Below are 14,646 nucleotides of genomic sequence, written 5' to 3'. Positions count from 1 at the left end.
ATAGGTGTCGTCGCCCTCGCCGATCCTTCTCTCCATGCGCCGGAAGTACGGCAGCACGTCGGGATAGCCCCAGCCGCGATTGCCGAGCTGCGCCCAGGTGTCGAAATCCTGGCGCTGGCCGCGATTGTAGATGTGGCCGTTGATCGAGGACGAGCCGCCGAGCGTCTTGCCGCGCGGCGCGTAGATGCTGCGCCCGCCGGTGTAGGGACCCACCTCCTGCTGGTAGGCCCAGTTCACGCTCTTCATGTGGAAGGTCTTGATGAAGCCGGCCGGCAGATGGATGTAGGGATGCCAGTCGCTCGGCCCCGCCTCGAGCACGCACACCGTGACGGCAGCGTCTTCACTCAACCGGTTGGTCAGCACGCTCCCGGCGGAGCCTGCGCCGATGATCACATAATCGAACGTTTCCATCGTCTCGCTTCTGGCGCCGACCAAAGTGTCAGCGCGGCTTTTCGTTGAGTTGATAATTGAGATGCGCCTTCACCGTCGGCCATTCGCTGGCGATGATGCTGTAAACCACGGTGTCGCGCAACGTACCGTTGGGCGCGATCTGATGGCTGCGCAGGATGCCGTCCTGCTTGGCGCCCAAACGCTCGATGCCGCGCCGACTCTGGTGATTGAAGAAATGCGTGCGGAACTCGACCGCGATGCAATCGAGCTTCTCGAAGGCGTGTTGGAGCAGCAGCAGTTTGCACTGCGTGTTGACCGCGCTGCGCTGCACACGCTTGGCGTACCAAGTCGAGCCGATCTCGACGCGGCGGTTCGGCGTGTCGACGTTCATGTAGGTCGACATGCCCGAGATCCGGCCGTCGGCATCGAACACGGTGAACGGCAGCATCGATCCGGCCGCCTGCAGGCCGAGCCTTCGGTCGATCTCCTTGGCCATGTTCTCCGGCTGCGGGATCGAGGTGTACCAGAGTTGAGAGAGACCGCCGTCCTTCACTGCGTCGACGAGACCGTCGCGATGATCATGGGACAGCGGTTCGAGCCGCGCATGCGCGCCGCGAAGGGTGACCGGTTCAAGCCAGGGCATTTTGATTCCTTTCCGTCATTGCGAGGAGCGAAGCGACGAAGCAATCCACTCCCTCCGTGTTCGTGGCTGCATGGATTGCTTCGCTTCGCTCGCAATGACGTTCTTACGTCACTTATTCAGAAAATTCAGCGGCAATCCCGGCCGCGACCAGTCCATCGCGATCAGCTCGCCCTTGCCCGACAGCGTGATGTAGGCGGTCTTCAGGTCGGGGCCGCCGAAGGCGATGTTAGTGGTGACGCGGTCGCCGGTCGGCACCTGCTCGACCACGGTGCCGTCAGGCGCGATCACCGAGATGCAGCCCGAGATCAGCGTCGCGACGCAGACATTGCCCGACGCTTCGACTGCGAGCGAGTCGAACATCTGGTAGCCACCGAGACCCGCGATCGGCTTGCCGCGCTCGCCGCGATAGATCACGTCGCGCGGCTTGATGGTGCCGGGCTCGGACACCTCATAGGCCCACAGCCGCGCCGTCGGGGTCTCCGCGATGTAGACGGTCTTTTCGTCCGGTGACAGGCCGATGCCGTTGGCCGGCAGGATGCCGTGCACGGCCTCGGCGATCTCGTTCATGCCGGGCTTCAGATAATAGAATGCGCCGACATCCATCTCGCGGGCGCGGCGCTTGCCGAGATCGGAGAACCACAGGCCGCCCTGCCTGTCGAACACCAGATCGTTCGGCCCGCGCAGCTCATGTTCGCCGCACTTCGTCACCACGGTCTCGACCTTGCCGGATTGCAGATCGACGCGCTGGATCGAACCGCCGAGATAATCCTCCGGCTGCGGTCCCGGCATGATCATGTTGCGGGTCGGGATCCAGGAGAAGCCGCCATTGTTGCAGACGTACATCTTGCCGTCGGGGCCGAGCGCCGCGCCGTTCGGGCCGCCCGGCACCTTGGCCACGATCTCCTTGCGGCCGTCGGGATAGACCCGGGTCAGCCGCTGGCCGCGGATTTCGACCAGCACGACCGAACCGTCGGGCATGACGACGGGACCTTCGGGAAACTCGAGATCGGTGGCGAGAACTCGGATATTGGCCATGGCATCCTCCCGGCTCATTTGCTGCCGGCGGATTCCGAACGGTCCCGCACGCGCAACGTTGTTGTTTCATCCTGTTATGGCAAACGGGATTTGGCTTGCCAAGCAATCAGGGGCACAACGCTGCCCGGCGTTGAGGTGTTGGGCCGCACCTTAACCACACCCACAACGTCGTCCTGGCGAAAGCCAGGACCCATAACCACCGCACCTGGTAACGAATGGGATCGTTGCGTCAGCATCGCACAACAATTCTCATTTGGGGTAATGGTCCTGGCTTTCGCCAGGACGACAGCGAATTTGGCACGGCCTGCATCCATAATCGTCGTCCCTGCGAAAGCAGGGACCCATAACCACAGGGTCGTGTTGGTTGAAGAGGGCTGTGGCCCCAGCGTCGCGCAACAACTTCCATTTGTCGTTATGGGTCCCGGGTCAAGCCCGGCACGACACTGAATGTGTGGCTCGACTTTTGAGTCATACATCCGCATTCTCGCGACGTGATCCGTCCGAGCTTTGCTTCTCGTTCCGCCCTCGCTCTTGATGAGGGCGCAGGGAAAACCGGGTGCCGATCGCACCCATGGGCCCCGAGCAAAAGGTAGAAAGCTCGGGGGTAGGACCACAGGTGTAACCGGAGCAATCCGGCTTTCCCTGCGCGATGGGTTACGGCTTATTTCGTGCTCTCCCCGGTGAGACTGGGCTTGTTTGTCACCGTCTTCACAAGACGCGTTCGCGTTTTGTGAAAAGACACCTGCCGCTAGGGCGTCAGGACCACACGACTTCACCGTCCGCTTCACGCGCACTCGTCAGTTGCACGATCCGCGTCCACCGCATCTCAACCCGCGTTCGTGACGACCGCGAAGCGCCCCTCGATCGGGTGAGACGCATGTATTGAACATCTGAGTTGGGTCAGGCGTCAAGTTAAATTCTGAAAATCGGAACAAATTAGTGAGCGCTGACGGCGCGCAGCTGCGTAGGATGGGTAGAGCGTAGCGAAACCCATCATTGGCGCCACGGGTACAAAGCGATGGGTTTCGCTGCGCTCTACCCAACGTGCAATCTGAGTTGCCCGTCGGGGCAGTTTGTCGCACCCCGTGCGTCATTTCCCGGTGCGCAATTGCGCACCTGAGGGCGTGCGAAGCACGAGCCCGGAATCCATTCATCCCCGAGTGATGCAGCCCGATGGATTCCGGGCTCGCGCTACGCGCGCCCCGGAATGACGGAGGAAGAATGGACGCGCGCTAGCTAGCTCAGCGCGCCCGCATGCACCCACCAGCCGGGATGCGCGGCGCGGAGCTTTTCGCCGGCGGCCTCGGCATCGGCGTCGGTTCCGAACACCGCAAAGCAGGTCGCGCCGGAGCCCGACATGCGCACCAGGCGAACGCCCTTGGTCGCACGCAGCGCCGACAAGACGTCGCTGATGACGGGCTCGATGCGCGCGGCGGAGGCTTCGAGATCGTTGGTGCCGCGCGAAAGCGCCGCGATCCAGTCGTCGACCGCGCGGCCGGCGTCCGGCCAGGACGGTCCCTGCATCACGACATCGGTGGCGCCGATCAGAAGCTCGCCATGGCGCAGGCCGAGCGCATTGAAGACATCCTTGGTCGCAACCGGCACGCGCGGATTGACCAGCACGCAGGGCATTTTCGGCAGGTCGAGCGGCAGCAGCCCCTCGCCGACGCCGGTCATGTCACAGGCGCGCGAGGCGACGCACACCGGCACGTCGGCGCCGGTCTGCAGCGCGACCTCCATGATCCTGCTGTCGTCGAGCGAGAGCTCGTTGAGCCGCGCCAGCAGCCGCAGCGCAGCCGCGGCATCCGCCGAGCCGCCGCCGATGCCGGCCGCAACGGGCAGCACCTTCTCCAGCGTGAAGTGGCCGACCTCGAGGTCCGCGACGCGCTCGCCGAGCAGCCGCGCGGCCTTGAGCACCAGATTATCCGATGTATCGCCGCAGGCATCGGCCAGCGGCCCCAGCATCGAGAGCGACAGCTCGGACCCCGGCTCAAGCGTGAGACGATCGGCGCAATCGGCAAACGCGACGACGCTCTCCAGGTCGTGAAACCCATCGACGCGCCGCCCGACAACCTTCAGCGTCAGGTTGACCTTGGCACGCCCTTCTTCAATCAGCGCCGGCACGGCGATAAACCCCTAAAAACAAACATTGTGCTGCGATTAGCGTAAATCGCCTCACGATCCTATCCCTTTGTTTGCACCGAAATTCCGCCTTTGGCATGCGCTGGGCGCGGGCAAACCGTCATCGCCCGGCCATCTGCGAGTTCAGGCCAGAAACGTCGATGCCCGGGACCAGGCCCGGGCATCACAGCATTTTCCGGAGATAAGTGCGCGGACGGCCGATCAGCCGCCCTTGCCGTCGTCGTCCTTCTTCTTGTCGGCGGAGGCGGCGTTCGAGGTGTCGTCCGGCAGGCCGTTGTCGATCTTGGCCTGGATCTTCGGCAGCTCTTCCGGCTCGGGCTTGAGGTCGCGCGCATGCGCCCACTGGAACTTGGCTTCCAGCGTGCGGCCGACGCGCCAGTAGGCGTCGCCGAGATGGTCGTTGATGGTCGGATCTTCCGGCTTCAGGTCGATCGCGCGCTCGAGGTTCTTCACCGCGTCGTCGTAATTGCCGATCCGGTAAAAGGCCCAACCGAGGGAATCGACGATGTAGCCGTCGTCAGGGCGCTGATCGACGGCACGCTTGATCATCTTCATGCCTTCGTCGAGGTTGATGCCCTGGTCGATCCAGGAATAGCCGAGATAGTTCAGCACATGCGGCTGCTCGGGCTGCAACTCGAGCGCCTTGCGCATGTCGGCCTCGGCCTTGTTCCACTGCTTGGAGCGCTCCTCGCAGATGCCGCGGTAGTAATAGGTGACCCAGGCGTTCTTGTCGCCGCCGGCGGCCGGCAGCGCGTCGATCGCCTGCGAATAGGTGGTGGCGCAGTCGGCGAACTTCTTGCGGCCGCGCTCGATGTTGCCGAGCGCCAGGATCGCCTCGATGTCCTTCGGCTGATCCGTGGTGACTTCCTTGAGGATCTTGATCGCCTCGTCGCTACGGTCGGCGGCGTCGAGATTGGTCGCGAGCTGGATCTGCGCGTTGCGCTTCAGCGGCGAGGACGCCGGCATCCGCTCATAGACCTTGATCGCCATCTGCGGCTTCTTCACCGATTCATAGAGATCGGCGAGCGACAGCAGCGCCAGCGGATGGTTCGGCTGCAGATAGAGCGCGAGCTGCAGATAGACCAATGCGAGGTCCTCGCCGCCGCGGCGGGTCAGCGTCGCGCCGATGCCGTACAGCGCCTCGGCGGCGCCGGCCTGCGGTGAATCGATCAGCGGCGGCAGCTTCTTGCCCGCCTTGGTTTCCTTGATACCCTCCAGCACCAGCGGATGACGCGGCAGCTTCTTGTCGAACGCCTCGTACATCGCGGTCGCGGCGGCGGCATCCTTGTTGCGCGAGGTCCAGCGCGCATATTCATCGACCGTGCGCAGCATCGAATCGTCGAGCTTGTAGACCTTCTCGAAGCGGGCGCCGGCATCCTTCTCCTTGCCGGACAGCTCGTAGATCATGCCGGCGTGCAGATCCTTGAAGATCGGATACCACTCGGGGCCGGTCAGCTTGTCGATCGAGGCGACCCCGCCCTTGCTGTCGCCGGCGCCATAGGCCGCCCAGGCCGACAGCAGCGTGGCCACCAGATCGGTGATCGGGCCGCGGACCGACTGGTTGATGTTGGACTGCGCGGCGGCGTATTTCTTCAGCTTGAGGTCGCGCACGCCGACGACGAGGCGGGCGACGCGGTTGGCCTTGTCCTGGATCAGGATGCGGTCGGCGAGCTTCACCGCCTCCTCGATGTCGCCGTCGGCGAGCGAGGAGATGAAGGCGCGGTCGAGCAGCTCGGAATTCTTCGGATCGGTGCGCAGCGCCGAGCGGTAGAACGCGGCGGCGGAGGCCGCATCGCGCTCGACACTGGCGTGGCGGGCGGCCAGATAGCTGCCGGCGGTGGTCAGCGACTTCAGGTCGGTCTTGCTTGGGAATTGCGCGGTATTGTCGGTCGGATGGTCTGGTGTCTGCGCCGCAAGCTGGGCAGGCACTGCAAGCGCCGCGGCAGCAAGAACGGCAATCGTCAGGCGGTTGAATCGGGTGGACAGCATCACGGTCGCCTTGCTCCAGGGGTTTAAGGCCACGAAGGATTTACGGCCAAGATCTTCGCGACAAGATCCTGCGATCAGTCTCAAAATGCGAACCCAAGCGGCGGCATCCCGGCGAGCGACAATGCCGCTTTTGGCGTTTATCCGCAAGGATCGCCCAAAGGTAACCCATGCCGAATCGATTGGCAGATTAGGCCGTTAGGCCCGCCGATCCAGCCAGCTCACCGCAAGACCCTCCCACTATGGCAGTATCGTGACCGGCCCCGGCATATTCGCGTGCGGAAGCAAAAAGCGCCGGATACTGGCGCCGCGGCCCCTGTTCCGCCTCACCATTTGTATCCGCCGGTGCAATCCGGCCGCTCCAGGCGAGGAGAGGACAGCGGACGCTGCAACCGGCCTCACGCAAATGTGGTCGGCCGTCTTCGCCCTACTCTTACATCGCCTCGTAGTTCGGACCGCCGCCGCCCTCCGGAGGAACCCAGGTGATGTTGCCGTTGGGGTCCTTCACGTCGCAGGTTTTGCAGTGGACGCAGTTCTGGGCGTTGATCTGGAAGCGCGGGCCGGCCGATTCCTCGACCCACTCATAGACACCGGCCGGACAATAGCGGTTCGAGGGACCGGCGAACACGTCGTGCTCCGACGTCTTCTGCAGATTCATGTCGGCGACCTTGAGATGGACCGGCTGGTCCTCCTCGTGGTTGGTGTTGGACAGGAACACCGACGACAGCTTGTCGAAAGAGATCTTGCCGTCCGGCTTCGGATAGGCGATCGGCTGGTGCTGCTTGGACGGATCGAGCGTCTTGCGGTCGGGCTTGGCGTGCGACTGGGTGCCGAACAGCGAGAAGCCGAGCGTGTTGCACCACATGTCGAAGCCGGAGAGCGCCATTCCGAGCAGGTTGCCGAACTTCGACAGCAACGGCTTGGCATTACGGACCTTGAACAGGTCCTTGCCGATCGCGGACGAGCGCCAGGCATTCTCGTACTCGACGAGCTCGTCATTGGCGCGACCGGCGCCGAGCGCGGCCGCGACATGCTCGGCGGCGAGCATGCCGGAGCCCATCGCATTGTGAACGCCCTTGATGCGCGGAACGTTGACGAAGCCGGCTGCGCAGCCGATCAGCGCGCCGCCCGGGAAAGAGAGCCGCGGCACCGACTGGTAGCCGCCCTCGGTGATGGCGCGCGCACCATAGGCAAGCCGCTTGCCGCCCTCGAACAGCTCGCGGATGTCGGGATGCGTCTTCATCCGCTGGAACTCGTCGAACGGCGACAGATACGGGTCGTTGTAGTTCAGATGCACGACGAAGCCGACCGCGACGCGGTTGTCGTCGTAATGATAGAGGAACGAGCCGCCGCCGGTCTTGTCGTTCAGCGGCCATCCCAGCGTATGCTGAACCCGTCCCTTGCGGTGCTTGGCCGGATCGATCTGCCAGACCTCCTTCAGCCCGATGCCGAATTTCGGCGGCTCGGAGTTGGCGTCGAGCTTGAACTTCGCGATCAGCTGCTTCGACAGCGAGCCGCGCGCGCCTTCGGCGAACAACGTGTACTTGCCGAGCAGCTCCATGCCGCGGGTGTAGGAATCCTTGTGGCTGCCGTCCTTGGCGATGCCCATGTCGCCGGTCGCGATGCCGCGCACCGCGCCCTTGTCGTCATAGAGAACTTCGGTGGCGGCAAAGCCCGGGTAGATCTCGACGCCGAGCGCTTCCGCCTTCGGCGCCAGCCAGCGGCAGACATTTCCGAGCGAGCCGATATAGTTGTGATGGTTGTGCATCAACGGCGGCATGATGAAGTTCGGGATGCGGAACCAGCCCTGCGACGTCGTCCAGTAGAAGCGGTCTTCCTTGACCTGCGTCTTCAGCGGACAGTCCGCGTCCTCGCGCCAGTCCGGGATCAGCCTGTCGAGCGACACCGGATCGATCACCGCCCCCGACAGGATGTGCGCGCCGACCTCGGAGCCCTTCTCCACCACGACGATCGAGAGCTCGGGATTGAGCTGCTTCAGCCGGATCGCGGCCGACAGGCCCGAGGGGCCGGCGCCGACGATGACGACATCGAATTCCATAGACTCGCGCGGGGGAAGGTCTTCAGCACTCATGATCTTGATCTCAGCCCATTGAGAACGCTACTAAGCTTTTCAAAAGTCGTTGTTTCCGATTTTTCGCGGAAGGACAACCATGGAATTGCGCTTCCATGGCTTTGCACGGCCCGGATACGCAGAGAATAATCTTTTCCGAAATCGAGCCTCCACTTTTCTCCTCCATGCTCTAGATTGCGCCGATCATGGCCCTGACGCCCGAGCCCACCCCTACACTGCAGCAATTGCTGGCCTTTTACCTCGAGGCCGGGGTCGATTGCGCGCTTGGTGACGAGCCGATCAACCGGCTGGAAGAGCCCGAGCCAGTTCCCGCCCCCGCCGCGCCGCGTCCCGCCGTACTCAATCCGCTGCGCCCGCCTCCGATGCCGGCCGTTCCGCGCAGCGAAATCACCATTGCGCCGGACGCCGCCATCGCCTCCGCGCGCGAGGCCGCTGGCACCGCGCCGACGCTTGAAGCCTTGCGCACGCTGATGGAGACATTCGACGGCTGCGCGCTGAAGCACACCGCGACCCGGCTGGTGTTCGCCGATGGCAATCCGCAGGCGCGCGTGATGTTCGTCGGCGAGGCGCCGGGCCGCGACGAGGACATCGAGGGGCTGCCGTTCGTCGGCCGCTCCGGCAAGCTGCTCGACCGCATGATCGCGGCGATCGGGCTCGATCGCAGCAAAGCCTATATCGCCAACGTCATCCCGTGGCGGCCGCCGGGCAACCGCACGCCGACGCCGCAAGAGACGCAGGTGTGCCTGCCCTTCATCCAGCGCCATATCGAGCTGGTGAATCCCGACGTGCTGGTGACGCTCGGCAATCCCTCGACGCAGGCGCTGCTCGGCACGCGCGAGGGCATCATGCGCACGCGCGGCAAATGGATCAACTACGACACCGGCACGCGCACGATCCGCGCCGTCGCCACCTTCCATCCGGCCTATCTGTTGCGCTCGCCGTCCTACAAGCGGTTGTCGTGGCAGGATCTGCGCGCGATCGCGAAGGTGCTTGCTTCGTAGGATGGGTAGAGCGCAGCGAAACCCATCATTAGCGCAGCGAGCATCAATCGATGGGTTTCGCTTCGCTCTACCCATCCTACAGATCTACTGATCCCTACCCCTTCGGCCGCACGATCGCCCAGCCGATCCGCAGCACCGGCTGCCGGCCGTTGACCAGCCGGTCGAACGAGCGCGGCACTTCCGGCACCAGGCCGGGGAAGCGTTGCGCGAGTTCGGGCGGCGGCGTGCCGGCGGTGTCCTGCGCGCGCCAGACCACGACGCCGCCGGTCTCGTTGAACTTTGCGACCGACAGCCACGGCGTCCGTTGCGGCGCGGCGTCGAGCAAAAGATGCGGACGGCGTCCGTTCATCGCAATCAGGCTGGCGAGCTCGGGATCGCCGGCCACCGCGCGCAGGCGCTGATTGGTGCGGCGTTCATAGCTGTCGTCGAAGAAACGTCCCATCGCTGCTGCCGGCAGCGAGGTCGGCACCTCGGTGGTGCTGGTCCAGGGCAAGAACAGCGCCGCCGCCAGCGCGACCGCGGCGGGCGCCGCGACAGCGAAGGCCCACACCGAGCGCAACAGCCGCTGCCGCCTGAGATGGATCAGATCGCCGGTCGCGACGACGACCGCGAGCCCCGACATCAGCAGCGCCACGCCGGCGCCGCCGAAGGCGCGATCCAGATCGAACAGCCCGGAGACGAAGCTGCTCGCGATCGCCGGCGCAAACGCGAAGAAATAAACGAAGTGCTGCGCCAGCGGACTGACCGGCGGACGGTAGATGATCGGGGCATCCTCACGGTCGCGGGCGAACCAGCGCGAATTGAGGATCGCCAGCAGCACGATCGCAGCGGTCGCCACGATCAGCCCGCCGAGCACGACGCCCCAGCGCAGCGCGCGCGCCTTGAGATCGGCAGCCGCGGGCAAGGCCGGCAGCGCCAGCACGTCGGCGCGGACCAGCCAGATCAGATAGGGCAGCGCCAACACGATGATGACCAGCAGCGCATAGAGCGGATCGACCGCGCGCAGCGTGCGGCGCCCGCGCTCGGTTGCGAGCGCAAAGCCGACCACGAGCAGGATCATGCCGAGCGCCGCCGGTGTCGTCAGCAGCAGCAGGCCGCAGTCGATCGACCAGGCGAACCAGGCGGCGCGCCGGTTTTGCCCGATCAGCTGCCAGGAATGCAGCAGCAGGAGCGCCCACAGCGGACGCGCCAGGATCAGCGGGCCGAACTCGACGCTTGGCGAGGAAAACACCACGACCGTCATCGACAGCAGCACCGCCAGCACGCCCTGCGGACCGCCGACGATGGCGCGCGCCAGCTGGTAGAAGGCGATGAAGGTGGCGATTTCGCAGACCTGCGCCAGCAGATAGACGCCGAAGACGTGATTGCCGGCGGCGCGGAAGGCGATGTCGGCGAGCCAGAACGAAAGCGGCGGCCCCATGTCGGTGCCGACCTGATACTCGCGGCCGAAGGCGAGGACGGTGGCGAGATTACCGGGCGGGCTGCCGTAGAAGATCAACGGCAGCAACAGCCAGATCGCCGCCTGCACCAGCACGACGACCCACACCACGAGGCGCGGCCGGGCGCGGATCAGTTCGACAACCAGGGAGGTAAACCGCATGAAACGCCTGAAATGCCCCAGCCACCCGCACGGAGCGGCGCCATCTGATCCCGAGGGTTTTGATAAACGGCGGCGGCGGTGGAGGCAACGGGGGCCGGTGAGTCTACCGTGCAAAGCCAAACAAAGATGTCATGCCCCGCGAAGGCGAGGCATCCAGTACGCCGCGGCGGCTGGGCTTGAACACGACTGTCTCTGGAATACCGGATCGCCCGGTCCCGTCTCCGCCGAGGCTTCGACGAGGCTGTGATCCTAGGCGCGCCAAAGCTTTAGCGGAGGCGGCGAGAGCCGGGCGATGACAGCGTTGGGTGGGTTGGAGCCGATGCGCTCTATGCCGCCGCCGATGCCGCGGCCTGGCTTTCCGCGTCCACCGTGAACAGGTCGGGCTCGGCCGGGACCGGGAAATGCTTCAGCCGCGCGGCGGCGACGGGGGCGAAGAAGCTGCGGTGATGGGTGCTGGGGCCGAGCCGGTCCAGCGCCTCGAGGTGCTCGGGGACGCCATAGCCTTTGTGCTGCTCGAAACCGTAGCCAGGGCAATCCAGCGCCAGCGCGCACATCAGGCGGTCGCGGGTGACCTTGGCAATGATCGAGGCCGCCGCGATCGAGGCCACGATGCCGTCGCCGCCGATCACGGCGTCGCAGTCGCAGGGCGTGGCGAGCTTGTCGCGGCCATCGACGAAGACGTATTTCGGCATTTCCGGCAGCGCGTGGACGGCGCGCGCCAGCGCCCACAGCGAGGCGCGCAGGATGTTGTCGCGGTCGATTCGCGCCGGCGAGGCCACCGCGACCGAGAACGCTGCGGTGGCGCAGATTTCCTCGAACAGTTCCTCGCGGCGCTCGGCGGTCAGCCGCTTGGAATCATCGAGGCCCTTGGGAACGCGAGCGGGATCCAGCACTACGGCGGCGGCGACCACGGGACCTGCCAGCGGGCCGCGCCCGGCCTCGTCGCAGCCGGCGACCGGCCAAATGCCGCGCTTGATCAGTGCGCGCTCGCGCCGGAAGCTCGGCCGCGTCACGGCGACGACGCGCTTCTCCGGCCTGGCTGATTTGGCCGGCGCCTTCTTCGACGTGGTTTTTGTCGCGCTTTTGGACTTGTCCCGAATCATGCGGGGATGGTGATTAAGCCGGCTCCGCGACGCAACCGGGAACCCGGCGCCCTTCCCCGTTATTCAATTCGGCTCGCTCTAATCAGGGATCGACACCCGCCCGCTATCGAGAACCTCAAAACCCGGCGCGCGCACCACTTCCCAGGCGTGGCCGTCGGGATCGCCGAAATATCCGCAATAGCCGCCATAGCTCGTCGGCTGCGCGGGCTTGAGCAATGTGGCACCTTTCGACAGCGCGAACGCCATCACACGATCGACCTCGGCATCGTCGTTGCAGTTCCAGGCAATCGCAACGCCGCGGAACGCTGAAGGCCGCGGCTGATCGGGCAGTCCGGCATCGGCGGCGAGCAGATGCCACGGGAACAGCCCGAGCACGGTGCCGCCGGTCTCGAAGAAAGCGACCTCCTCGCCGGTCGCGCGCATCTTTCTGGTGAAGCCGAGCGATTCGTAAAAGGCGATGCTGGCGCGCATGTCGCTGACGCCGAGCGTGAGGACGGTAAAGCGGGCGATCGGGGCGTTACTCATTGTTGCACTCACTGTTTTGACTTCTTCTTCGTAGCCCGGATGGAGCGAAGCGCAATCCGGGAAAGTTTTGGCCGCGGACGCAAGGCCCCGGATTTCGCGGAGCCTGTCATCGGGCGCGCGTTCGCGCGACCCGTTGGCTGCATCCGGGCTACGCACCCACGGGTCCTCACCTAGAACAAACTGAGCTGCTGCCCGCTGCGCTTCGGCTTGGCGAAATGATCGGTGGTCAGCTTGGTGCGCCGCTTGTTGAGACCGAGCTTTTCGCAGGCGATCTCGAAACGGCGGCCGATCATCCAGGCCATCGGGCCGGTGCCCTTCATCCTTGTGCCCCATTGCGAGTCGTAATCGCGGCCGCCGCGCATGTCGCGGATCAGCGTGAAGACATGACGATAGCGGTCGGGATAGTTCGCCATCAGCCATTCGCGGAACAGATCGCGCACCTCGAGCGGCAGCCGCAGCAGCACATAGCTCGCCTCCCTGGCGCCGGCATGCACGGCGGCATCGAGGATGCGCTCGATCTCGGAATCGTTCAGCGCCGGGATCACGGGCGCGACCATCACCGTGGTCGGGATGCCGGCATCCGCGAGCCGCTTGATCGCCTCGAGCCGCTTCGACGGGGTCGAGGCGCGCGGCTCCATGGTGCGGGCGAGCTTCGGGTCGAGCGTCGTCACCGAGAGCGCGACCTTGGCGAGATTGCGCTTGGCCATCCGCGCGAGAATATCGATGTCGCGGGTCACCAGCGCCGACTTGGTGACGATGCCGACCGGATGGCCGGCGCGCTCCAGCACCTCGAGGATACCGCGCATGATTTTCCGTTCGCGCTCGATCGGCTGATAGGGATCGGTGTTGGTGCCGATCGCGATCATCCGCGCCTCGTAATCGGGCGCCGCCAGCTCCTTTTCCAGCAGCGCGGGCGCATCCGGCTTGGCGAACAGCTTCGACTCGAAGTCGAGGCCCGGCGACAGGCCGAGATAGGCGTGGGTCGGCCGCGCGAAGCAATAGACGCAGCCGTGCTCGCAGCCGCGATAGGGATTGATCGAGCGGTCGAAGCCGATATCGGGCGAGTCGTTGCGCGTGATCACCTTGCGTGAGGTGTCGAGCGCCACGCTGGTCGAAAACGGCGGCAGGTCGTCGAGGCTCTGCCAGCCGTCGTCGAAGGCAACCCGCGCCTCGGCCTCGTAGCGGCCGCTGGCGTTGGACTGCGCGCCGCGGCCGCGCCGCCGCTCGCGCTCGATCGCGACCGCAAGCTCGGGAAAAGGGGTGGGTGCACCCGCCGGGTTATCGGAGGGCGCCGTTACCGGCGGGTGCTTGAGGGCATGAGAGGATGCTCGGCTCATGCTTTGAAGCTAACACAGCGCGAGAACAAATCAAGAACAAGAGCTGAGAAAATCCACAAAGTGATGGCGTAAAAATCTGCAGGCGAAAAGGCTGCTTTGAATATGACAAGGTGATAACACGGCCGGAGTTTCTCCACCGTTTGAGCCAGCGAAGCCTCAAATCATGCTGAGCGTGATCATTCCCACCGACGGGGTCGAGCGCACCGCGGTCGCAACATTGGCGGCGCTGGTGCCGGGCGCAGCCGCCGGCGTCGTCCGCGAGGTGCTGCTGGTCGACCGCACCGATAGCGACGTGATCGAGCGCGTCGCCGACGTCGCCGGCTGCGGCTTCCTACGTTTCGAGGGCACGCGCGCCGCGGCGCTTGCGGCAGGTGCGCGGCAGGCGCGTTCGCCCTGGCTGATGTTCCTGCATCCGGGTGCGGTGCTCGATGCGGGCTGGATCGAGGAGACCACCCAGTTCATCCAGATGGTGGCAGCGAGCGGCAAGGACCGCGCCGGCATCTTCCGCTACGCCCGCGCGCCCTATACCGACCCCGGTCTGCGCGACGGCCTCAAATTCGTCGCCCGGATGATCACCGGCCCCTCGGCCGAACAGGGCCTCTTGATCGCACGCGAGCACTACGAGCGGATCGGCGGCTACCGGCCGGACGCCCGCCGCTCCGAGGCGCGCCTGCTGCGCCGGCTCGGCCGCTCCTCCCGCACCATGCTGCGCAGCCGGATCATGGTGGCGTAAGGCATATTCAAGCGAAGCAGATACCGGTTCGCGCGAAGCAACAGCGCTAGAAAGCGCTT

Annotated in this window: 12 protein-coding genes; 2 read left to right on the top strand and 10 right to left on the bottom strand. The window is 65.2% G+C overall.

All coding sequences use genetic code 11. From position 1 onward, the window contains the following. From H8B02_RS03470 to H8B02_RS03445, 6 genes are all read right to left on the bottom strand, one after another. On the bottom strand, window positions 1–411 hold a 411-nt coding region (locus H8B02_RS03470), incomplete at its 3' end, for a GMC family oxidoreductase (RefSeq protein ID WP_229164868.1). Window positions 412–439: 28 nt separating this feature from the next. Beyond that, window positions 440–1,033: a GNAT family N-acetyltransferase gene (locus H8B02_RS03465; protein ID WP_229164867.1), complete on the bottom strand. Its 594-nt coding sequence runs from the start codon at window positions 1,031–1,033 to the stop codon at window positions 440–442. A 108-nt stretch (window positions 1,034–1,141) separates the two neighbouring features. Next, window positions 1,142–2,068 (bottom strand): SMP-30/gluconolactonase/LRE family protein, encoded by a 927-nt coding sequence (locus H8B02_RS03460; RefSeq protein ID WP_229164866.1) that lies wholly within the window; start codon window positions 2,066–2,068, stop codon window positions 1,142–1,144. Between the two features lie 1,236 nt (window positions 2,069–3,304). Continuing rightward, window positions 3,305–4,192, bottom strand: coding sequence for a 4-(cytidine 5'-diphospho)-2-C-methyl-D-erythritol kinase (locus H8B02_RS03455; protein WP_229164865.1), 888 nt, complete (start codon window positions 4,190–4,192; stop codon window positions 3,305–3,307). Window positions 4,193–4,411: 219 nt separating this feature from the next. After that, complete coding sequence (locus tag H8B02_RS03450; RefSeq protein WP_229164864.1) at window positions 4,412–6,199, bottom strand: tetratricopeptide repeat protein; 1,788 nt, start codon at window positions 6,197–6,199, stop codon at window positions 4,412–4,414. A 430-nt stretch (window positions 6,200–6,629) separates the two neighbouring features. After that, entirely contained in the window at window positions 6,630–8,288 is a 1,659-nt protein-coding gene (locus H8B02_RS03445; RefSeq protein ID WP_229164863.1) for an electron transfer flavoprotein-ubiquinone oxidoreductase, read from the bottom strand. A gap of 191 nt (window positions 8,289–8,479) precedes the next feature. Here H8B02_RS03445 and H8B02_RS03440 point away from each other — a divergent pair, with 191 nt between their 5' ends. Then, window positions 8,480–9,289, top strand: a complete 810-nt coding sequence (locus H8B02_RS03440; RefSeq protein WP_229164873.1) for a uracil-DNA glycosylase — start codon at window positions 8,480–8,482, stop codon at window positions 9,287–9,289. 94 nt (window positions 9,290–9,383) lie between these two features. On the opposite strand, the gene H8B02_RS03435 is transcribed toward H8B02_RS03440, so the two are convergent. The 4 genes from H8B02_RS03435 to H8B02_RS03420 all read right to left on the bottom strand — a co-directional run bounded on the left by H8B02_RS03435 (window position 9,384) and on the right by H8B02_RS03420 (window position 13,854). Beyond that, window positions 9,384–10,889 (bottom strand): glycosyltransferase family 39 protein, encoded by a 1,506-nt coding sequence (locus H8B02_RS03435; RefSeq protein WP_229164862.1) that lies wholly within the window; start codon window positions 10,887–10,889, stop codon window positions 9,384–9,386. A 326-nt stretch (window positions 10,890–11,215) separates the two neighbouring features. Next, entirely contained in the window at window positions 11,216–11,992 is a 777-nt protein-coding gene (gene rnhB / locus H8B02_RS03430; protein ID WP_229164861.1) for a ribonuclease HII, read from the bottom strand. A gap of 78 nt (window positions 11,993–12,070) precedes the next feature. Continuing rightward, window positions 12,071–12,517, bottom strand: coding sequence for a VOC family protein (locus tag H8B02_RS03425; RefSeq protein WP_229164860.1), 447 nt, complete (start codon window positions 12,515–12,517; stop codon window positions 12,071–12,073). Between the two features lie 170 nt (window positions 12,518–12,687). Further along, window positions 12,688–13,854, bottom strand: coding sequence for a PA0069 family radical SAM protein (locus H8B02_RS03420; RefSeq protein WP_229164859.1), 1,167 nt, complete (start codon window positions 13,852–13,854; stop codon window positions 12,688–12,690). Window positions 13,855–14,017: 163 nt separating this feature from the next. On the opposite strand from H8B02_RS03420, the gene H8B02_RS03415 reads away from it, so the two are divergent. Next, on the top strand, window positions 14,018–14,587 hold the full coding sequence (locus tag H8B02_RS03415) for a glycosyltransferase family protein (protein WP_229164858.1): 570 nt from the start codon (window positions 14,018–14,020) through the stop codon (window positions 14,585–14,587). The last annotated feature ends 59 nt before the right edge of the window (window positions 14,588–14,646 follow it).

This window comes from Bradyrhizobium altum (assembly GCF_020889705.1).
Taxonomy (GTDB): Bacteria; Pseudomonadota; Alphaproteobacteria; order Rhizobiales; family Xanthobacteraceae; genus Bradyrhizobium; species Bradyrhizobium altum.
Note: the sequence above shows the minus strand (reverse complement) of the source record. Positions and strands in the feature narration are given on the sequence as shown.

Bases quoted from the DNA above. Each gene is read 5' to 3' on its own strand.
- H8B02_RS03465 (WP_229164867.1), bottom strand. From the start codon at position 1,033: ATGCCCTGGCTTGAACCGGTCACCCTTCGCGGCGCGCATGCGCGGCTC.
- H8B02_RS03460 (WP_229164866.1), bottom strand. From the start codon at position 2,068: ATGGCCAATATCCGAGTTCTCGCCACCGATCTCGAGTTTCCCGAAGGT.
- H8B02_RS03450 (WP_229164864.1), bottom strand. From the start codon at position 6,199: ATGCTGTCCACCCGATTCAACCGCCTGACGATTGCCGTTCTTGCTGCC.
- H8B02_RS03445 (WP_229164863.1), bottom strand. From the start codon at position 8,288: ATGAGTGCTGAAGACCTTCCCCCGCGCGAGTCTATGGAATTCGATGTC.
- H8B02_RS03435 (WP_229164862.1), bottom strand. From the start codon at position 10,889: ATGCGGTTTACCTCCCTGGTTGTCGAACTGATCCGCGCCCGGCCGCGC.
- rnhB (WP_229164861.1), bottom strand. From the start codon at position 11,992: ATGATTCGGGACAAGTCCAAAAGCGCGACAAAAACCACGTCGAAGAAG.
- H8B02_RS03425 (WP_229164860.1), bottom strand. From the start codon at position 12,517: ATGAGTAACGCCCCGATCGCCCGCTTTACCGTCCTCACGCTCGGCGTC.
- H8B02_RS03420 (WP_229164859.1), bottom strand. From the start codon at position 13,854: ATGAGCCGAGCATCCTCTCATGCCCTCAAGCACCCGCCGGTAACGGCG.
- H8B02_RS03415 (WP_229164858.1), top strand. From the start codon at position 14,018: ATGCTGAGCGTGATCATTCCCACCGACGGGGTCGAGCGCACCGCGGTC.